A 19,201-nucleotide genomic window follows, 5' to 3' on the forward strand; every position below is an offset into this window, starting at 1 on the left:
CGCTCGCTCGGTCGCCGTCAGTCGCCCGACGGTGGTTGCGGCCCCTCGCCCTCCGGCCCCCCCATCCCTTCCATCGGCATCAACCGCGTCGCGTCCGCGTCCTCGTCGATCACCCACAGCGTGAGCGCCGTGTAGTTGTCGTAGCCGGGCTTGGCGTTGGCCTTGACCTGCGCGTCGAGCAGCGCGGTCCACTGGCTGGGGGTGCGCGAGGCGTGCAGCGTGTCGACCAGGCGCTCGTCGCCCAGCGGCTCCCACACGCCGTCGCTGCACAGCAGCAGCACGTCGCCGGGCAGCAGGCGCATGCGGTCGGACACCGCGATGTCGGGCGCCTCGTCGACCGAGCCGAGCGCCGACAGCAGCATGTTGCGCTGCGGATGCAGGCGCGCGCCCTCTTCGTCGAGCATGCCGCCGGCCACCATCTGCTGCACCAGGCTGTGGTCGGTGGTGCGCGCCACGATGGCGCCGCCGCGAAACAAATAGGCCCGGCTGTCGCCGCTGTGCACCCAGGCCAGCGCCTGGCTCTCCAGGTCGATGGCCGCGAACACGATGGTCGAGCGCATGCCCGCCAGCGTGCCGCCTTCGGCCTGGCGCGTCACCACGTCGAGGTTGGCCTGCGCCACCAGGCCGCGCAGCGTGGGCTCGTCCAGCCCCGGTGCCGCGGCAAAGCCCGCCAGCACGCTGGCGCGCGCGGTGGCGGCCGCCACGTCGCCGCCGCCATGGCCGCCGGCGCCGTCGGCCACCAGGCAGGCGACGTAGCGCTCGTCGTGCCAGTGGCCGTGCACGTCTTCGTTGTAGGTGCGGCCACCCTGTCGGGAGAGCGTGACGATTTCGATTTCCAAGCGGGTGCCTCGCTTCAGCTGGGGGGGTTGGCGTCGCCGTGGTTCTTCAGGCGCGCCATCTGCTCTTCGTAGGCCTGCAGGAAGGCCTTGCCGAAGAGCGTATGAAAGTCGTCCTCGGCCTCGCTCGCGATGCCGCCGTACAGCGACACGAACTGGTCCCAGAGCTTGGCCTTGCGGTTGGCGCTGAAGAGCGCGTCCAGCGCCGTCTTGGCGCTGATCTTCTTCTCCAGCTCCGCCGGCTCGAAGCGCGCGATGACATGGGCCAGCGCCGCGCGCAAGCCCACCATCACGCCGAACTGGTGGGCGCGCAGGTCGTCGAAGGCGTCGCGCATCGCGGCCTCCGGCGGCATGAAGCCGCGCACGCCCGGGCCCAGCAGGTGCGCGAGCGCCACCTCGACCGTGGGCGAGAACTTCAACGGGTTGTTGGCCTGCGCCGCGATCATCGTGACCTCGGCGCGCACCTCGCGCTTGAACTCCTGGCGCGTGAGCAGCAGCTGCAGCGTGCCTTCGGTGGCGCTGCGCAGCATGGAGCCGACACGCTCCATGAGCCCCGGCGTGAGCGTCGTGGGAGGCTGGTGCGTGCTGGCCAGGCCGCGCAGGAAGGCGGCGAGCAGCTCGTCGTCGGTGGCTGTGCGCTCGGCCGCCGGCGCGGCGGGGCGCGGGGCCGGCGCGACATACGCAGGTGGTGGCGGTGGGGGCGGCGGTGAAGCAGGCAACGGCTCGAAGGCCTTGCCCGAACTGTCGGGGCCGACGATGCGGATCGGCTGGCCCGTCATGTCGTCGAACTGCGCAAGGGGCTGGACCGGTGGAGCGGGTGGAGCCGAAGGAGCAGGCGCCGACGGCACCACCGCCTTCGGCGGATTGAAGCCGAACTGGTCGATGGGCAGGTGGTCGCCGCGCGGGCTCGGCGTGGCGGGCGCGGCGCGCTGCAGGGCGGCGAGCGGATCGGCATCGGACGCGGTGTTGGGCTGCAGCAGCGGATCGGCCAGCGGCGACAGCGCCAGCGGATCGCCGCCGATGCCGCCACCCGCACCCATGCCGCCGAACAGGTCGTCGATGCCGGCCGCCTTGCCGTGCGCGGACGGTGCGCCGAGGTCAGAGAAATCAGAGAAGGCGGAGAAGGCGTCCGGTGCGCCGGCGGATCCCCCCCCGCCGCTACCAGCGCCACTGCCGGGGCCGAGCAGGTTCGCAAACGGATCGACCTTGTCGGCCTGCGCATTGCGCGAGCCGCTGGCCATCGGGTCGGGGAACAGCAGCGAATCGACCGGCGCGGCGGAAGGCCGGGGCGCAGGTGCCGCAGCGGGTGCCGCTGGCGGCGAGAGCCCCGCGAGCAGGTCCGCGAAGGGGTCGTCGCTCGAAGACGTGCCGGCCTGTGCACTCATTGGCGTATTCATCGGTGCATTCATCGGTGCACCGAGCATCGTGTCCGGAATGATGGGCGCGCCCGCCGGCGCCCCACGCGCGGCCATCGCGGGTGCCGCCTGCACGCGCACCGTGAGCTCGAAGCTGCCGATCACCAGCCGCGCGCCGTCGGCCAGTGCGGCCTCCTTGCCCGAGCCCAGCGACACGCCGTTGCATTGCATCGGGTTGCTGCCGCGGTCGATCACGAAGTAGCGGCCGTCGCGGCACAGCACCTGCGCGTGCACGCGCGAGACGGTGCGGTCGGGGTCGTCGAGCACCAGGGTGTTGGTGTCGGCGCGGCCGATGGTGCCGCCGTCGGGCCCGAAGTCCGCGGCAATGGACTGCCCCGCCGGAGCGCCTTGCCGGGTGATGACAGCGATATGGATCATGAATGGGCCCCCGAAGGCTCCGTGGCTGAATGCGCCCGAACGAGCTCGCAAGGAGTATTCATTCCGAGGTGCATGTTGGCAATCTCGCCTTAAGAGGTATGCCATTGCAGCCAGGCTGCGACGGCGGTGAAGATGAGGGCGATGAGGAGCCAGGTGCGCACCGCCGGGTCTCTGGCGCCACGCCCGCGCACGTACCGCCCGCCCGCCGCAACGAGAAAGGCCAGTGCGAGCGCGGCAAGAACGTACTTCGCTGCCATCGGTGGGCCTGCTTCATTCCTCGGGCATCTGCGCCAGCCAGCGCTCCTGGCGCCATGCGGGCGCGCCTATAGGGAAGAGCTGCGTGCCCGGCCGCAGCAGGCACAGGTACGCCGCCGCCGCCGCGCGTTGGCGTTGGCAGCCCAGGCGCAGCACCCGCAGGCAGTGCGGCCAGGAAGGCGGCTGTCCCATGAAGCAGCGCTCGCCGGCAGCAGGGTAGCGCGAGGCGTTGGCCTCCCACCAGTGCATCAGCCGTTCGGGGTCGGGCCATGGCAGGCCTTCGTCTTCGTCCATGGCGACGTCCGCGGCCTCGGGGTCGTCCGCATCCGGCGCGAGCATCTGCTGCGATGGCTTGCGTTCCAGGTCGTTCCACGCCAGGTCGACCCCGGTGAGGGTCGTGAAGGCCTCGCCCGCCAGCCGCGCGAGCGCGGGCTCCGCCATCTGCTCGACGAGCCACGGCACGGCCTGCACGTCGCCGACGGCGCCCACCGCGCGGATCGTGTCACGCAAGCCCTCCGGCTGCGCGACCAGCGTGCGCAACAGCGGCGCGGCGCGCGCGGCATCTGCAAGTTGCAACAGCAGTTCCAGTGCCTGCGTTCGAAAGAGCCCGCCAGGCACGCGCACCACCTCCAGCAGCGCAGGCACGGGTTTCTGGCGCTCCCCCAGCAGCACCGCCGACCGCGCGGCCCAGAAGCGGCAGGCCGCGTCTTCGTCCCCGAGCGCGGCGATGCAGCGCGCCACCAGGTCCTGGCGGCCGCAGTCGCCTGCGGCCTGCAAGGCCTGCGCGCGCAACAGCGCACTGGCGTCGGACATCGCTTCGGCGAGCATGCCGCCAGGATCGACGCGATGGAAGTCGCAGGCGGCAATGCCGATGGCGCGGCGCAGCGGCTCGGGCGACACCAGCAGTTCACCGACGATGCCGCGCAGCGACTGGGCCGAGGCCCAGCCGACCGCCAACGCCGAAGCCTCGCGCGCGTCGGCGACGGTCTCGGCCAGTGCCAGCATGTGCGCGATGCGCCGGTCGTCGCGGTTGTCCAGCGCCAATGCGAACGAGGCGAACACTTCGCCGGGCCCCAGGTTGGCAAGCGCCTCGTCGGTGGCCCGGCTACCGGCTTCGCCCGCCACGCCAAGGCCGTCGAGGTGTGCCGCCAGCCGGTCGTCGAGCCGGCGCAGATGGTGCAGCCTCACGTGCCCCGCGCGCACGAGGAAGAAGCGCTGGCTGCAGAGCAGCGCCGCTTCCTCGGCGTGGCGTGCCACGACGGTCGGGTTGGACGCGGAAACGAACGTGCCGGCCACGGTGTTCATGAGGTCCCCACGCAGCTCAGTCGAAGGTGCGCCATGCGGCACCATCGAACGATGCCACGTGCGCGCGCCCCACCGACCACAGCACGCCTTCGGCGACGGACAGGCTGTAGCAGGTCGCCGGACCGGTGTCACCGAAATCGACGGGCACCAGCACGTCCCGGTCCAGCGTGTAGAGCGCCGACATGGTCGCCACGTAGAGTCGGTCCTGGAACCAGCACAGGTCCCACAGGTCGGCGGAAACTTCGTCCTGCCATGGCACCAGGGACCATGCGTCGTGGCGACCGCGCAGCATCACGCCGCCCTGCCCTGCCGCATAGACGACGCCGTCCCCCGCGCAGCACACGGCCGTGAGGATCACGTTGGTAGGGCTGGCGCGCTGCACCCACGCCGCGGCGTCGTACTGCCAGACCTCGCCGCCCCATCCCACGGCGTAGATCTCGTCCCTGGCGAAGCCGTCGATGGCCTCGAAGCCGTACTTCTCGGTGTCGCCGGCGCGCGGCGCGCTGCGGTCCACCCATTGGCCGTCGAGCCGCTGGAACACCTGCCGCTTCATGCCGCAGGCGTACACGCGCCCGCCGATGTCGCGCGCGTTGCGGATCATCACGGGCGGCGGCACGATCGCCTCCTCGCTCGAATTGCCGCCCGCGTAGGTCACCACATCGCCGTCTTCGCCGATGAGCACCACGCACTCCTCGGGGCCGCGCGCGATGGCGATGGCGCTCGCGTCCCAGTCGGTGTCGACGGCGTCGCTCCACAGCCCCTGGTCCACCGCGACCAGGCTGGTGTGCGCAATTTCCTGCGCCACCAGCGAATGGCTCTTGCTGATGACGTAGACCAGGTCGTGAAAGCGCGCGGCGCCGCGCACGAATTCGCGCGCATCGGAAGCTCGGGTGGCCATACAAAATTCCTTTCCGTTGTCAGCGTGCCGCCCGGCCAAATTTGGCCAGCGCGGCGGCAATGGTCTTTTTCAGTTCGGCGAACCTCGACATCTCGTTCTTGCCCGTGGGCGAGTACTTCACCGCCTTGCGCTGGTCGCCCATGCCCTTGTGCCCCTGGCGGAGCTGCGCCTCGATGCATTCCTTGCTGCATTGCGGCGCGACCTCCTTGGCCCCCGCGGCGCAGTGCGCGACCTCCGCGTTGAAAGAGCGGTGGTCGCCGGGCGACACGCCGGGCCCCGCCGTCGTCTTGTGGTGCGCATGCCGCAGCCCGTGCGTTCCGGAGCAGCTGCCGCCCTCGGTGCACATGCAGGGCGCCTTGCCGATGTCGTACTTCTCCCAGCCGGGCATCTTCGTGCCGTTCTTCACCGAGCTCACGAAGAACGAACTCTTGGGCACGATGTGGTCGCCGGTCTGCGCGGGGCAGCACCCGGAGATGCCGTCCCTGGGCTCGGCGTCGTACGAGGTGAGGCGGCAGCGTCGCGCGGCCGAGCACGGGTTCTCGCTGGCGTTGCGCGCACGCGTGGTGGTCGCGCCCTTGCTGCGCGTGAACGCGCTGCCGAGCCCGGCCTCCTCGCACACGTCCTTTCCGGGACCTCCCGCCTTCTTCTTGTAGCCCTGGCAGGCGGTCTTCTCCTGTTCGCGGTCCTTGTCGCACAGGGCCTTGATCTCCGCGTCGGCCATCGAGTCGACGAAGGGCCACGGGATCGACTCGTTGGCGATCGGGCTGCCGTGGTTGTTGGTGGTCTTGTCGAGATGCCGCACCGCGTTCTCGCCCTCGAACTTGACGTTCATCGACCAGTCGATGAAATAGACCTTGCCCTTGTTCTTGCTCGACACCACGCCCTTCTTCGCGGCGCAGCCGGCCTCGTCGCCGGTCGAGGTCTTGAAGTACGACTTGTTCTTCAGCATGACCTCCTGCCCCGATATCTGCACCGTGCGGCTGCCGTCTGTGGTGTCCGAGGCGAGGCCGGTGTTCGGGTAGGGCACGGGCACGCCGGGCGGCGTCGCCGGGTTCTCGGGCGGCGTCATGCAGACGTCGGGTGTCGCGCAGATGGTCTTGCCCGCGCCGGCCTTGCAGGCGACCTCCCGGCCGTTGGCGAAGACCTGGTTGGCCATGCCGTTCAGCCTCCGTCGCCCGCTTGCCAGGAGAACACCATGGCCGCGCGCCTGCCGTCGTCGTTGCCCAGGTGCAGCAGCGCGTTGGCGCCGCGCGCGTAGGCTTTCTCGCTGGCCGCCTTCAGCACGGCGATCATCACCGCGCCGATGGGCGCGCCCACCTCGCCGATGCAGTCGGCCGGGTGCCACACGTCGAACTCGCTGCGTTTCGTGCGGTCCAGGCGGCCGAACGCGAGCGTGGCCTCCTTGAATGCGTACTGCCCGCCCGAGGCGTCGATGATCTTGAAATCGAGAATGCCTTCGCCGCAATCCGCGTCGCGCAGCGACTGCCGGATGGCTTCGGTGAGGCCGTCCGCGCGCAGCGGCTCCTCCGAATCGATATGGGCGTGCTCCAGCCCGAAGCCCAGGCCCCGGCATAGCAACTGCGGTCCCGCCTGCGCATTCACCGGTTGCACGAGCAGTGCCGCGGCACCCTCGCCGGGAATGAAGCCATCGGAGTTCTCGCTCGTCAGCAGCCGGTCGCGCGCCTCGCAGTCGGCCAGCGTGGCGCCGGACAGCATGCTGTCGGCGGCAACGACCAGCACGCGCGGCATGCGCAAGCCGGCGATCAGCTGGCGGGCCTGCAGAAGCGCGACGGCCACCGACACATGGCCCTGCGCCACGAGCGCCGAGCGTTCATGAAAGCGCAGGCCGAGCTCGTCTTCCAGGGCCGCGAAGAAACGCGCATCGTCCGGCACCAGCCGGCCGGGGCGTTCGGCCTCGGGCAGGCACAGCAGCAGCGGCATGGCCTCGCAGTCCACCCGGTCCAGCCCGGCCAGGCACTGGGAGACGGAAAGCGCGGCCATCTTCAGCAGCTTCTTCTCGCCGCGCCAGGCCGCAGGCAGCGAAACCTCGCAGCCCATGAGCCACTCGCCGGCCGTGTCCCTGAAGCCGGTCTGCTGGAAGTTGTCGATGGCCCCGCGAATGGCGGCGCAGGTGGACGCCGCGTCGAGCCCCACGCCCGTGACCAGGCCCGCGCGTGCGATGGCGATGGGCACCGCGCCCACCGGCCCGTCGGCGCTCATGCCTCGTCCTCCATTGCTTCGCGCCGGGCGCGCACCAGGTCGGCGAGCGACGGATGCCATTCCTTTCCCAGCTCGCGCGCACGCCACCAGCCGCTCGACATGCGCCCGGCGAGGATGTTCGACACCTCGAAGATGCTTTTCTTCAGAGGCAGCGTGGCACGCCACGCCAGCGTGAGAAAGCCCTGCTCGGCATCGATCGCGACCGTGTCGAGCGTGGCCATGATTTCCTCGTGGCCGCCCTTGCGCCGGAAGAAGGTCACCGGGACTTCGCGGCGCGGCAGGCGGAAGCGGGTCTGCCCCTCGGGCCTGAGGTTCATCAGCACGACTTCTTCACCGCCGAGCGGGAATCCGATCTGCTGGTCGGCCGGAGCGGCCTGGTAGTAGGCCTCGTCGAAGTCGGCCGGCAGGAACGGAAACGCATGGTCGAGCCACGCCTGGTCGTAGGTGCCCGCGTGCGGCAGCCGCCCGGCCCAGTGGCGCCCGACCGGGCCGAACGCCATGGGCGCGAACGCGCCGTCGGGCGTGTCCACGGGATGGTCGATTTCCTCGGTATGGGGCAGCGGCGCACCATCGACGTAGCGGGCCTGCAGATGCCGATGCCAGCCACGCCCCACGGGATTGCGCATGTAGGCGCCATGCTGCGCGGGGTCTTCATGGCGCGCGTCGACGCCGCCGAAAGCCACGTCGTAGGAGATGCGCCGCGTGACGAAGGGCTCGGGCGCCGAGGCCCGGGCGCCCGACAGGCCGCAGAGCCACTGCCGGTCGCCCGTCACCGCGAAGGCCTTGCGCCAGTGGCCGATCCGCACGCCGACCAGCACGCGCCCGGCGGGCTCGCCGTGCGGTGCGTGCGCAACGCCGGAAACGAGCACGTCGCAGCGGTGCTTGCGCGGCGCGAAGTCCACCTCCTCGGCCGGCGCCGAATAGCCGGGCTCGCCCGTGAAGGTGTCCGCCACGATCAACGGCCGCTGCACCGCATGCGGCTGCGCCGGTGCATCGGCATCGTCGAACGGGCCGGGAATGGCGAAGGTGCCTTTCACCACCACGACCAGCAGTTCGCGCCCCGAAGGCTCGACGCCCTGCGTGTAGCCGACGGTCATGCCCGTTGCGTTGACAACTTCCATGGTGTTCGCGCTCCGTCGGTTGGCTCGGTCGGTCGGGCCGGTCAGTTGATCTGCACCGCGCCGCCCTTGAGCCGGTTGACGCCCGTCGAGCGGCTGAGCACATAGCTGCCCTGGATCAGCACCTTGCCCGCGCGCGTCAGCGTGATGCTGGCCTTGCCGCAGCGCAGCACCATCTGCGTCCGCGCGCTCACGAGGAGCCGTTCGCCGTCGGCATCGACCTCCACCTGCGCGGGCGCGGGCACCTCCGGCCGGGGCCAACCCCTGGCGTCGCGCAGCACGCCCATCACGATGGGCCTGGCCGGATCGGCCCGCTCGAACATCAGCACCACGGCCCGTCCGATGTGCGCGCCGTGCAGGTCGATCACGCTGCGCGCGCGCAGCGCCGCCGTGCCGGGCTGCCCCGCGAACACGACCAGGGGGGTGCTTCCTTCATCGGCGATGGCCACCAGTTCGCCGATCACAGCGGCCTGCCATGGGCCCGCGACCGGCTCCTGCGTGGCGTTTGCCGCCAGTTGCGTCTCGATCAGGTCTCTGCCGCTCATGGTCGATCTCCCAAGTGAATCAGTTCTGCAGAATCTTCGAACCCTTCATCACGATGTCGCTGCTCGCCTTGACGTTGATCTTTCCCGAGCCTTCGATCGTGATGTCCTTGCCCTTGATGACGATGGTTCCGTCCTTCTTCATCGTGATGCTCGCGCTGCCCGTGGTGATGGAAATGGAATCGCCCGCGGTGATGACCAGGTTCTTGCCCACCGAGAGCGAATCGTCCTTGCCCACGCTGGCCGTGCGCGCCTCGCTCACGCTGCGCGTCTCGTTCTTGCCCACGTTGGTCGAAAGGTTCGCCCCCACGTCCACCGAGCGGTTCGCGCCGATGCTGCTCGACTGGCTCGCGCCCACGCTGATGGTCTGGCTCGCCCCTACGGTCACCGCCTGCATCGCACCCACGGTGATCTCCTGCGCCGCGCCCACGGTGATGGTCTCGTTCACGCCCACGGTGTGCGTGCGCTGCAGCGCCACGGTGGCCGCTTCGCTCGCGCCCACGGTGATGGTGCGGTTCTGGCCGATGGAAATCGTCTCGTTCAAATCCACCGTTTCCGTGCGGTTCTGGTGGATGGTGATGGTCTCGTTCTTGTCGACCGTTTCCGTGCGCTGGCCGTGCACGGTGATGGTCTCGTTGTTGTCGACCGTCTCGGTGCGGTCGTGCTTGACGTGCACGGTCTCGTCGTGGTCGATGGTCTTGGTGCGGTCGTGGCCGACCCAGTGCGTCTCGTCGTTCTCGACCTCGATGTCCTGGTTCTTCTCGGCATGCAGGTACACCTGCTCCGAGCCCTTCTTGTCCTCGAAGCGCAGCTCGTTGCAGTTGGCCGCGCTGCCCTTGGGCGTGGAGCGCGTGCGAAAGCCGCTCTGCGTGTGGGTGCCGAAGGGAATGGGCTGGTCGTCGTTGTACACGCGCCCGGTGATCAGCGGCCGGTCGGGGTCGCCGTTCAAGAAGTCGACGATCACCTCCTGCCCGATGCGCGGGCAGAAGTAGCCGCCCCAGCCCTTGCCGGCCCAGGGCTGCGACACGCGCACCCAGCAGGTCGACTTCTCGTTGCTCTTGTCGTAGCGGTCCCAGTGAAAGTGCACCTTCACGCGGCCGAAGTCGTCGGCGTGAATCTCCTCGCCCGCCGGCCCCACCACGATGGCCGACTGCGGCCCCGGCATGACCACGCGCGGCGTGAGGCGCGGCGGGCGAAACGGCACGTTCACCGGGAACACGGTGAGCAGGAAAGTGCTGGCGCCCGGCAGGGCCGCCTGCAGCGACGGCGTGCGCGCCACCACGGCCTCGAACGCGGCGCGGGTGTCGGCCAGCACGGCGTCGTCCGCGAGCGCCTCGCGCAGCACGTCGTTCACGCTCATGCTCACGTGCTGTGCCTCGACGTCGGCGCCCTCGTAGCCGGGGTGGCTGGCGACGAAGGTGCAGGCCGCGATCACATAGTCGCTGTCGCGCGTGCCGTCGGGGTCGTCCTTGAAGGTGAAGCTGCGCCCGGCGGCCACGTCGGGCCAGGGCGTGAGCGCCCAGTGGCGCTCGCGGCGCGCGCCGAGTTCTTCGCCGCGCAGCTTGCCCTTGTCGTCGGCGTCGCCGCCGCTGAAGTAGCCGCCCGCGAACTCGAAGGCCTCGAACTCGGCCAGCTCGTGCTTGTCGGGCGTGCCGCCGGCGGCCTCCAGCTTTTTCTTGATGGCCTTGAAGTCGCTGTCGGTGGAGGCGTACTTTCCGGTGTCGAACTGGCGCTCGCCCACCCAGCGCGACACCTCGTTGAAGCGCGCCTCGGCCGCGTCGCCCGGCACGTAGCGCAGCGTGTCGGCCACGGGCAGCTTGTCGTGCGCCAAGTCGCTGGCGTCCGACAGGTGCATGGTGCCCGGCGCGTCGTGCGCGTCGAACCAGTAGTAGATGCCCTCGTCTTCCAGCAACCGCGATGCGAACTGGTAGTCGCTCTCCTGGTGCTGCACGCAGTAGCGGCGCGGCTTGTGGGTGCCGATGACGTTGTCGCTGCGCGTCTTCTTGAAGCGCTTGATGGGGCTGTCCTCGAACACCGCGTCGAGCACCTCGAGCACCGGCTTGTCCTGCAGGATGCGCGAGTTGATGCGCCGCGTGAGCAACCCGAACCACGAGCGCAGCGTGAAGCGGTATTCGAAGAAGCGCCCCACATGGCCCGCGCGCACGAAGCGAACCGCGTGGCCCTGGCAGTGCCGCTCGTGGCGGCCGCCGTCGGCGTCCTCGAAGCCGATGACGATGTCGAACGCGCGCCCGAGGATGTCCCTGGCGTCGATGGCCTTGTTCTCCGACAGCACAGTGAGCTCGTAGGTCGAGGGGCGCGCCAGGGCCTCGTGGCCCACCACGCGCCAGAACATCAGCTCGCCGTTGGCGGGCGAATCGCTCTCGATGCGGAACTCGTGGTCGGCCATGGCCCTGCTCCTTGGCGGCGCGCCGCGCTACGGCGCCAGCAGCAGCACCAGCGTCTGGCTGGGCACGGTGCGCACGCCGGGGCAGTTGGTGCTGTTCTGCAGCGACACGCTGGTCAGGCGCGTGGCGGGCATGCCGTTCCACAGCACGGTGAAGGCGCCCGTGAGATGGCGGCTGGGCCCCATCACCGTGCCCGAGGCCACGCCCAGCAGCACGCCGGCGTTGTCCCCGTTGGTCATCGGAATGGTGGTGCCCAGGTTGTGGGCGGGTGCGCCCATGACCAGGATCGTGGGGCAGTTGGGAATGGCCATCGGCCCCATCGCGATGTTGGGGTACGGCACCGGAATGGGCGACGGCGCGGCGGGCGTGATGCAGACATCGGGAAAGCCCATGTCGGTGCCCATCAGCTGGCAGTTGGCGAACATTTTCTGGCGGCTCCGGGTGGTGTGGCCGCTTCAGCCGAAGTGAATCTGCGCGCCCCGCGCCTTGATGAGCTCGCGGCCGTTCACCAGCGTGTGCTCGCCTTCGAGCCGCAGCACCTGGCTGGCCTCGCGCTCCACGTGCGTGGCGGCCACGCGGTCGATGCCGTCGGTGGTGCGCAGGTAGTGCTTGCTGAAGTGCTGCACGCGGTCCATCACCGAGGACAGCACCGAGCCGACCAGCTTGAGGGTCGTGCCGACCAGGTGCAGTTCGCGGCCCACCACCTCGGCGCTGTCGGTGACCACGCGGGTCTTCTGGGTGGCGACATCGAGCGCACCGGCCTTCAGGCCGACGCGCGCGGCCTCCAGCTCGAGCGCGCCGCCGTCCACGGCGATGCGCAGGTTGCCGGGGCAGTCGAGCACGTTGGGGGTGCCCTCCTCGCGTTGCAGCACGGCCATGATCCAGACCTCGTCGGGCGCGATGCGCAGGCAGGCCACGCTGTCGCCGTCGGCGGGCGCCAGCAGGCAGCTGGCGGCGCGTTGCGCGCGCAGCCGCAGGCCGCCGCTGGCGACGACCCGCGCGCCGCTGGCGTCGGTTCCCAGGATGCCCACGCACCATTCGCCGGCAATCGCCTGGGGGACAGGCTGGCGACGGCGGCTGGCGGGCCTGGATGTGGCGGGATTGGTGTAGCTCATGGCATGTTCCTCTGTGTCTGTGTTCGTGCGCTCAGGCCACCAGCGGCTGCCAGCGCTCGGACTGCGCCAGCTCGGGGTCGGTTTCCAGCGCGCGCGCGCGGTCGGTCGCCTGCGCGTCGTCGGTGTTGGCGCCGTGCAGCACGGTGCGCAGCAAGCTCGCGCGGCGCAGGTCGGCGCTGCCGAGGTCGGCATGGCGCAGGTCGGCATAGGTGAGCTCGGCGCCCGTGAAGTTGGCGCCGCGCAGCATCGCGCCCGCGAAGTGCGCCTGGTAGAGGTCGCAGGCGCTGAAGTCGGCCTGCGGCAGCACGGCACCGGTGAACATCGCTTGCCGCAGCCGCGCGCCCGCGAAGTCGACCCCCTTGCCCGTGGCCGCGCAGAAGATGGCCTGGGGCGCGGTGGCGCCGGCGAACTTCGCGCCGTCGAGCTTGGCGCCCTGGAAGTTGCATTGCGCAAGCGCCACGCCGCTGAAGTCGGCGCCGCCCAGGTCGGTCGATGAAAACTGGCAGCCCTCGAGCGTCAGGCCCGCGAACGACTTGCCCCGCAGCGAGGTCTTGAAGAACACGTTGCGCAGCATGCGCGCGCCGCTCCAGCTCAGGTGGGCAAGGTCGCACTCGGTGACGGTGGTGTAGTGCCAGCGGGTGTCGTCGGCGCACACGTCGAGCAGCACCGATTGGCTGATCACCGCCGAGTCGAGCAGCACGCCGCGCAGCACCGCGTGGTCGAGCCTGCAGCGCGACAGCGTGGCCATCGTCATGACCGATTGCGCCATCTGCGCATGCGCCATGTCGCACTCGGTGAACACCGCGCCGTGCAGGTTGGCATCGCGCAGGTCGACGTGGTCGAGCGTGCAGCGGTTGAACACGGCCTTGCGCAGGTTGGCGCCCGAGGCCAGGGCACCGCGCAGGTCGCACTGGTCGAACACGGTTTCGCGCAGGTCGGCGCCGCGGAAGTCCGTGCCGGCGAAATCGATCCGCGAGAAGATCCCGCCGCCCAGCGACAGGCCGGCATAGGCGCCCTTCTTCAGGTCGAGCCCTTCCAGGGTCTCGCCGAGGCCGACGGCCATCGTCAGCAGCTCGGGGCTCATCGCTGTACGCGGCGCCGCGCTCATGGCGCCGCCTGCTGTTCGGGGGTGAGCCGCGGCCACGTGCGCGCCCGCTTGAGCAAGGCGCCGTCGAAGCTCGTCGAGCCGTCCAGGCGCACGCGACCAAGGTCGGCGCCGAAGAGGTTGCTGCGCCGCAGGTCGGCCCCGCGCAGGTCCGCCGACTGGAAGATCGCGTCGCTGAAGTTCACGCCCGACAACAGCGCGCGGGTGCAGACAGCCTTTCGCAACAGCGCGCCCTTGGCGCTGGCGAGCCGAAGGTCGGCTTCTTCCAGCCGCGCCTCGCAGAGATTGGCGCCGTCCAGCAGCGCGCGGACCAGCTTGGCGCCGCGCAGGTCGCCCGCGCCGAAGTTGAAGTTGCGCAGGTCGGCCTGGCTCAGGTCCGCGCCCGCCAGGCTGCAGCCCTTGACCGCCACCGCGCTCTTGCAGCGGGCCGCCGTCATCAGGGCGCCGTCGAGCTTGCTGGTGACGAAGGTCGCGTTCTCCAGCGTCGCCAGGTGCATGTCGACGCCCGAAAGATCCGACTCGATGAAGCTGCACGCCGACAGGTTCGCCTCCGGCCAGCGCATGCCCTTCAGGTCGAGCTTGTGGAACACCTGCTCGCCCAGGTCGGCGCCCGACCAGTCGGCGTCGCCCCACGTGGTCTCCAGCAGGTTGGCCCGGGCGAAACGGGCGCGCCGCATCTGCGTGCCGGCAAAGGCGCAATGCATCAGCATCGCGCCCGAAAAATCCGATTCATCGAAGACGCCCCCCGCCAGCACGGCCTTGCCGAGGTTGGCCTTGGCGAACCGCGTGCCGATGGCGATCACGCCTTCGAGGTTGGCATGGGCCAGCACCGCGCCCGAGAAGTCGGCGCCCGAGAGGTTGCTGTTGCGCAGGTTGGCGCTCTCCAGCCAGGCGCCCACGAAGTTCACATTCCGCAGGTCGAGCCCGGAAAAATCCGCGCCGGTGAAGTCGATGCCCGCGAACAAGCGGATGCCCGCCGCCACCGCGCGCGCCATCTCGTCGCGCAGCGCGGCGGCCTGCTCGTGCGGCATGGCAAAGGCCGGCGGCTGCATGTGCGCGCCGTGCAGGTAGCCCGTGCGGTGCGCGTCCTCGGCGTGGCACAGCCCGGGAAAGAGCGGCGTCGGGTCGAAGGGTGGCGTTCCGGCACCGGCCTGCACGCGCAGTTGCGCCATCTGGTGGTCCGCGTTCCAGGTCGGCGGACCCCGGTGCTGTACCTTGGCCAGGTCGATGTTCATCGCCTGCGACATGGCCATCGCCCGCTCGATGGCGCCGACCGCTTCCTCGACCGCCGCCCACTGCAGGGCCTCGGCCTCCTTCAGCTGTTTTTCCAGGTAAGGCGGCAGCGCGTCGCCCACCGGCACGTTCTCGCGCGGCGGCATGCGGATGCCCAGCGCGTCCGGGTCCTTGCCCATGGCCACGGCCTTGTCGCGCGCCAGCGTCACTTCCATCTCAGCGCGGCGGCGCTGGGCTTCGCCTTGCAGGCCTTCGGCGGCGAACGGTTCCTTGGCGGCCTCCACGTCGGGGTCGAGGGTGCTCACGCCCTGCGGCAGCAGGTCGCTGTCGACAAGGGCGTGGATCGGGCCCATCTTCGGGTCGGCGCGCTTTGCTGCAGCGTCGAGGTAGTGCGCGTCGGAGCGCGCCTCGCCGATGCGCTCGATGGCGCCCATGAGGCTGACCACGTCGCTGCCGTCGTCGGTGCCGACTTCCGCCAGCCCCTGGAAGATGGCGATGCAGCGCTCGGCATGCGGAAAGAACCACACCGTCGTCAGCCGCAACGGCACCTCGCGCACCTTGGGCTCGCCGGCCGCCATCCTGTAGCCGGCGAACACACGCGCGCGCAGGCCCGGCAGGCGGCCTTCGACCAGGCGCTTTTGCGGGTGCATGTTCTCGAACGAGAACGCCTCGTCGCCCGCGAGCGCGCCGTCCATCCATTGGTCGGGCGGCGCCAGGTTGAAGTAGCGCCAGTCGGTGTCCGGCGCGAAACCCGGCGCGTGCTGCTTCAGGTAGTCGGCGTCGTAGGTGCCGCGGTATTGCACGCGCTGCGGGTGCATCGGGTCCAGCGCGCCCAGGCCGGCGGGCGCGATGGCCTGGTCGGGGCGCAGCAGGCGGTCGTGCGGCAGTTCGATGTTGGGCAGCCACACCGCGCCGCCCGCCTGATCTCGGCCGCGGCCGCCGGTGTTGGCCGGAAAGTCCGGCCCGCCGTAGGCCCTGGACCAGTCCAGCGGCATTTCCTCGAAGGGCCGGGCCTCGCTCGGGTTGGCGCCGTTCCAGTAGCGGTCTCCCAGCACCAGCAGCGTTTTCTCCCGCGTGCCGAAGCGGGCGCGCACCGCGCAACCGGAGGGCCGGTCCGGCGGGGCGAATGCCTTGCCGTGCACCAGGAACTCCGGCGTGAGCTTGGCCACGCCCTCGTCGATCAGCGGCTGGGCCATCTCCTTGGCCAGGAACGACCACATCGATTGCTCGGCCCACAGCGTGCCGTGCTCGGCCTGCGCGAACGGCAGGTGCAGGCAGGCGCTGATGCTCAGGCCGAAGCGCTTGCGAAACTCGATGGGGCGCGTCGACAGGCCGAGCGACTGGGGCTTGAGGATCTGCATCGCGGCGTGTCCTTGCGCCTACAACCCACCACCGCCCGAGCCGCCACCCGAACCCCCGCCCGATCCGCCGCCCGATCCGCCGCCAGATCCCGCAGGCGGCGCCCACGGCGCGGCCGAGCCGCTGTCGTCTTTCGAGGCGGTGCGCGAGCCGTCGGCGTTGGCGGGCACGTTGCCGGCCAGGTCGCTCGCACCCGCGTCGTCCGTGGCACTGGTGGCCGCAGCGGCGGCACCCATGGCCATGAACAGGGGCAGTGCCGGCGGCATGAAGATGCCGGCCGCGGCCGTGCCCGCCGCCATCAGGCCTTGTTCGCGCCGCTTGCGCGTAATGCCGGCCAGCGAGGACAACCGGCCGGCGAGCCCGGGCAGCCCCGCGGCCGTCGCCTCCGCGGACGCCCGGTCCAGCGCTTCGGCCGCATCGGCGTACTGCTGCAGCGTGGCCGCGATGCCCATGACCGCGGTGGCCGCGCCGGACACCGCGCCGATCACGCCGGCCACCGCGCCCGCGGTGGCGGCGCCACCGCCGCCGCCCGGGCTGATGACCTTCAGCGGCGTCAGGTTCACGTCCGCGGTGGAAATCGACTTGATCTCCGGCGCCGCGCAGTTGATGAGCTTCACGGCCAGCGTGTTCTCGATGGCCACGCCCACGAAGTTGCTCATCGCCAGCGACACCGAGTTCTCGATGCTCATGCCCATGAAGGTGGAGCTGGTGATGCCCAGGTTGGCCTCGGAGTTGTTGCCGATGTAGCCGCTGGTGTTGGGCCCGAGGATGGTGGTGTTCGAGCCCACGGCCGTCTGGTCGATGTTGCCCGCGGCCATCATCTCGATGCCGGTGTTGCTCATCAGCTTGATCTTGTTGGCCATCAGGTGCAGCGGCCCGGTCGGCACGGTGATGTACTTGGAGCTCGAGCCCGTCACCAGCCAGTCGATGTGGCCGGCCTCGAAGCTCATCTTCGCGGCCTTGTAGGTGAGGTTGCCGCTGACGGTGATGCTCTGGTTGCCGATGACGTTGCGGGTTTCCCCGGCGCGCGAGGTGTCGGTGCGGGCACCGGTCACGTCGCTCAGGCTGGTGCCCGTGACCATCGTCTTGTCGTCGCTGTCGACGAAGCTGGTGCGGTTGCCCACCACCTGGTTGTTCTGGTTGCCCTTGACGGTGTTCTTCTGGTCGACCACCACCATGTTGGTGTCGTTGCGCGTCACGGTGCTCTTGCGGTCGCGGTCCACGTGGCTGGTCTGGTCCCGCTTGACAGTGATGCTCTGGTCCCGGTCCACCGAGGTCGAGTCGTCCAGCTCCACGCTGCGGCTCATGTTGCGCTCGGCGTGGATGTTGATGTTCTCCTCGCCCTTCTTGTCCTCGAACATGATCTCGTTGTAGTTCGCGGGACCGCCGCCGGGCGTGGAGCGGGTCTTGAAGCCGCTCTGCGTGGGCGACTTGTACGGAATGGGCTGGTCGTCGTTGTAGACGCGGCCCACGATGATGGGGCGGTCAGGGTCGCCGTTCAGAAAGTCGACGATCACCTCCTGCCCGATGCGCGGAATGAAGTACCCGCCCCAGCCCTTGCCGCCCCAGGGTTGCGACACGCGCACCCAGCAGGTCGACTTCTCGTTGCTCTCGTCGTAGCGGTCCCAGTGAAAGTGCACCTTCACGCGGCCGTGGTCGTCCACGTGCAGCTCGTCGCCCTTGGGGCCGACCACGATGGCGGTCTGCGGGCCGGGCATGGTCACGCGCGGCGTAAGGCGCGGCGCGCGGTACAGGCGCTCGGCCGGCATGGCGGTGACGAGGAACACGCTGGCGCCGGTCTGCGCCGCGGCCAGCGCGGGGGTGGCGGCCATCAGCTCTTCGAGCACGGGCAGCGTGTCGGCGTTGACGGCGTCGTCGCGCAGCACCTCGGCCAGCGCGTCGCGCACGGGCCGCGCCGCGGCGGAGGCGCTGGCGCTCACGCCTTCGTAGCCGCGGTGGCTGGCCACGAAGGTGCAGGCCGCGACGATGTAGTCGCCGTTGCGCGTGCCGTCGGGGTCGCCCTCGAACCTGAAACCGCGCCCGGCGGCCACGTCGGGCCAGGGCGTGACGGCCCAGTGGCGGTCGCGGCGCGCGTTGAGCTCGTCGCCGCGCAGCTTGGCGCGCGCCTCGCCGTCGTCACCGCTGAAGTAGCCGCCGGGAAACTCGAACATCTCCAGGTTGGCCAGCTCGTGGTCGTCCGACGAATCGATGTCGGCACCGAGCTTTTTCTTGATGGCCTTGAAGTCGCTGTCGCGCGACGAATGCTTGCCGGTGTCGAACTGGCGCGCGCTGACCCAGCGCGAAATCTCGTTGAAGCGCGGCTCGGCGGCGTTGGTGGCCATGTGGCGCAGCGTGGCGGCGGCGGGCAGCTTGTCGTGCGCGATGTCGCTGGCGTCCGACAGGTGCATGGTGCCGGGTGCGTCGTGCGCGTCGAACCAGTAGTAGATGCCTTCGTCCTCGAGCAGGCGCGACAGGAACTGGTAGTCGCTTTCCTGGTGCTGCACGCAGTACCGTCGCGGCTTGTGGGTGCCGATGACGTTGTCGGCCTTGGTCTTCTTGAAGCGCTTGATGGGGCTGTCCTCGAACACGGCGTCGAGCACTTCGAGCACTTTCTTGTCCTGCACGATGCGGGAGTTGGTGCGTTTGCCGAGCAGCCAGAACCACGAGCGCAGGGTGATCCGGTATTCGTGGTGCCGGCCCATGTGCCCCGCGCGCACGAAGCGCACGGCGTGGCCCTGGCAGTGCCGCTCGTGCGTGCCGCCGTCTTCGTCCTTGAACACGATGACGACATCGAAGGCATGGCCGAGGATGTCCTTGGCGTCCAGCGCCTTGTTCGTCGACAACACCGTGAGCTCGTACGCCGACGGACGCGCCAGCGCCTCGTGCCCCACGATGCGCCAGAACATCAGGTCGTCCTTGGCGGGGGAATCGCTTTCTATGCGGAACTCGTTGTCGGCCATTTTCTTATTGCGCTGGTGGTGTTGTTGTTCGGGGCGTGTGAACAGGCCGCCTCAAAG

Annotated in this window: 15 protein-coding genes; all 15 read right to left on the reverse strand. The window is 69.9% G+C overall.

Translation table 11 applies throughout. The annotated features are described in order from the left end of the window. Positions 1–17: 17 nt before the first annotated feature. The 15 genes from AB6807_RS27165 to AB6807_RS27235 all read right to left on the reverse strand — a co-directional run bounded on the left by AB6807_RS27165 (position 18) and on the right by AB6807_RS27235 (position 19,144). Positions 18–839 (reverse strand): PP2C family serine/threonine-protein phosphatase, encoded by an 822-nt coding sequence (locus AB6807_RS27165; RefSeq protein ID WP_371086967.1) that lies wholly within the window; start codon positions 837–839, stop codon positions 18–20. A 14-nt stretch (positions 840–853) separates the two neighbouring features. Beyond that, the gene (gene tagH, locus AB6807_RS27170) at positions 854–2,629 is read right to left on the reverse strand and encodes a type VI secretion system-associated FHA domain protein TagH (protein WP_371086968.1); all 1,776 of its coding nucleotides are present in this window, start codon (positions 2,627–2,629) and stop codon (positions 854–856) included. An 89-nt stretch (positions 2,630–2,718) separates the two neighbouring features. Next, the gene (locus tag AB6807_RS27175; protein ID WP_165840544.1) at positions 2,719–2,886 is read right to left on the reverse strand and encodes a hypothetical protein; all 168 of its coding nucleotides are present in this window, start codon (positions 2,884–2,886) and stop codon (positions 2,719–2,721) included. A gap of 13 nt (positions 2,887–2,899) precedes the next feature. Beyond that, positions 2,900–4,189, reverse strand: a complete 1,290-nt coding sequence (locus AB6807_RS27180) for a TIGR02270 family protein (RefSeq protein ID WP_371086969.1) — start codon at positions 4,187–4,189, stop codon at positions 2,900–2,902. 16 nt (positions 4,190–4,205) lie between these two features. Further along, a complete protein-coding gene (locus AB6807_RS27185; RefSeq protein WP_371086970.1) occupies positions 4,206–5,087 on the reverse strand; it encodes a hypothetical protein in 882 nt (293 codons plus the stop codon). A gap of 19 nt (positions 5,088–5,106) precedes the next feature. Beyond that, positions 5,107–6,243 carry a PAAR-like domain-containing protein gene (locus AB6807_RS27190; protein ID WP_286517222.1) on the reverse strand — a complete coding sequence of 379 codons (1,137 nt, stop codon included), beginning with the start codon at positions 6,241–6,243 and terminating at the stop codon, positions 5,107–5,109. A 5-nt stretch (positions 6,244–6,248) separates the two neighbouring features. Next, complete coding sequence (locus tag AB6807_RS27195) at positions 6,249–7,307, reverse strand: hypothetical protein (protein WP_371086971.1); 1,059 nt, start codon at positions 7,305–7,307, stop codon at positions 6,249–6,251. After that, a complete protein-coding gene (locus tag AB6807_RS27200) occupies positions 7,304–8,428 on the reverse strand; it encodes a DUF2169 domain-containing protein (protein ID WP_371086972.1) in 1,125 nt (374 codons plus the stop codon). Before AB6807_RS27200 ends, AB6807_RS27195 begins: the two co-directional genes overlap by 4 nt. Before the next feature lie 41 nt (positions 8,429–8,469). Beyond that, a complete protein-coding gene (locus tag AB6807_RS27205; protein ID WP_371086973.1) occupies positions 8,470–8,970 on the reverse strand; it encodes a DUF6484 domain-containing protein in 501 nt (166 codons plus the stop codon). Positions 8,971–8,989: 19 nt separating this feature from the next. Next, entirely contained in the window at positions 8,990–11,374 is a 2,385-nt protein-coding gene (locus tag AB6807_RS27210) for a type VI secretion system Vgr family protein (RefSeq protein ID WP_371086974.1), read from the reverse strand. A gap of 27 nt (positions 11,375–11,401) precedes the next feature. Beyond that, positions 11,402–11,797 (reverse strand): DUF4150 domain-containing protein, encoded by a 396-nt coding sequence (locus tag AB6807_RS27215; RefSeq protein WP_286517217.1) that lies wholly within the window; start codon positions 11,795–11,797, stop codon positions 11,402–11,404. 30 nt (positions 11,798–11,827) lie between these two features. Continuing rightward, positions 11,828–12,487, reverse strand: a complete 660-nt coding sequence (locus tag AB6807_RS27220) for a DUF3540 domain-containing protein (protein ID WP_371086975.1) — start codon at positions 12,485–12,487, stop codon at positions 11,828–11,830. Between the two features lie 31 nt (positions 12,488–12,518). After that, entirely contained in the window at positions 12,519–13,595 is a 1,077-nt protein-coding gene (locus AB6807_RS27225) for a pentapeptide repeat-containing protein (protein WP_371086976.1), read from the reverse strand. Next, positions 13,592–16,186, reverse strand: coding sequence for a DUF2169 domain-containing protein (locus AB6807_RS27230; protein ID WP_371086977.1), 2,595 nt, complete (start codon positions 16,184–16,186; stop codon positions 13,592–13,594). The genes AB6807_RS27225 and AB6807_RS27230 overlap by 4 nt, the downstream gene beginning before the upstream one ends. Before the next feature lie 18 nt (positions 16,187–16,204). Next, entirely contained in the window at positions 16,205–19,144 is a 2,940-nt protein-coding gene (locus tag AB6807_RS27235; RefSeq protein ID WP_371086978.1) for a type VI secretion system Vgr family protein, read from the reverse strand. Between the last annotated feature and the right edge of the window lie 57 nt (positions 19,145–19,201).

Source organism: Variovorax sp. RCC_210, assembly GCF_041355175.1.
Taxonomy (GTDB): domain Bacteria; phylum Pseudomonadota; class Gammaproteobacteria; order Burkholderiales; family Burkholderiaceae_C; genus Variovorax.

Bases quoted from the DNA above. Each gene is read 5' to 3' on its own strand.
- AB6807_RS27185 (WP_371086970.1), bottom strand. From the start codon at position 5,087: ATGGCCACCCGAGCTTCCGATGCGCGCGAATTCGTGCGCGGCGCCGCG.
- AB6807_RS27195 (WP_371086971.1), bottom strand. From the start codon at position 7,307: ATGAGCGCCGACGGGCCGGTGGGCGCGGTGCCCATCGCCATCGCACGC.
- AB6807_RS27230 (WP_371086977.1), bottom strand. From the start codon at position 16,186: ATGCAGATCCTCAAGCCCCAGTCGCTCGGCCTGTCGACGCGCCCCATC.
- AB6807_RS27225 (WP_371086976.1), bottom strand. From the start codon at position 13,595: ATGAGCGCGGCGCCGCGTACAGCGATGAGCCCCGAGCTGCTGACGATG.
- tagH (WP_371086968.1), bottom strand. From the start codon at position 2,629: ATGATCCATATCGCTGTCATCACCCGGCAAGGCGCTCCGGCGGGGCAG.
- AB6807_RS27205 (WP_371086973.1), bottom strand. From the start codon at position 8,970: ATGAGCGGCAGAGACCTGATCGAGACGCAACTGGCGGCAAACGCCACG.
- AB6807_RS27180 (WP_371086969.1), bottom strand. From the start codon at position 4,189: ATGAACACCGTGGCCGGCACGTTCGTTTCCGCGTCCAACCCGACCGTC.
- AB6807_RS27210 (WP_371086974.1), bottom strand. From the start codon at position 11,374: ATGGCCGACCACGAGTTCCGCATCGAGAGCGATTCGCCCGCCAACGGC.
- AB6807_RS27175 (WP_165840544.1), bottom strand. From the start codon at position 2,886: ATGGCAGCGAAGTACGTTCTTGCCGCGCTCGCACTGGCCTTTCTCGTT.
- AB6807_RS27220 (WP_371086975.1), bottom strand. From the start codon at position 12,487: ATGAGCTACACCAATCCCGCCACATCCAGGCCCGCCAGCCGCCGTCGC.
- AB6807_RS27235 (WP_371086978.1), bottom strand. From the start codon at position 19,144: ATGGCCGACAACGAGTTCCGCATAGAAAGCGATTCCCCCGCCAAGGAC.
- AB6807_RS27200 (WP_371086972.1), bottom strand. From the start codon at position 8,428: ATGGAAGTTGTCAACGCAACGGGCATGACCGTCGGCTACACGCAGGGC.
- AB6807_RS27190 (WP_286517222.1), bottom strand. From the start codon at position 6,243: ATGGCCAACCAGGTCTTCGCCAACGGCCGGGAGGTCGCCTGCAAGGCC.
- AB6807_RS27215 (WP_286517217.1), bottom strand. From the start codon at position 11,797: ATGTTCGCCAACTGCCAGCTGATGGGCACCGACATGGGCTTTCCCGAT.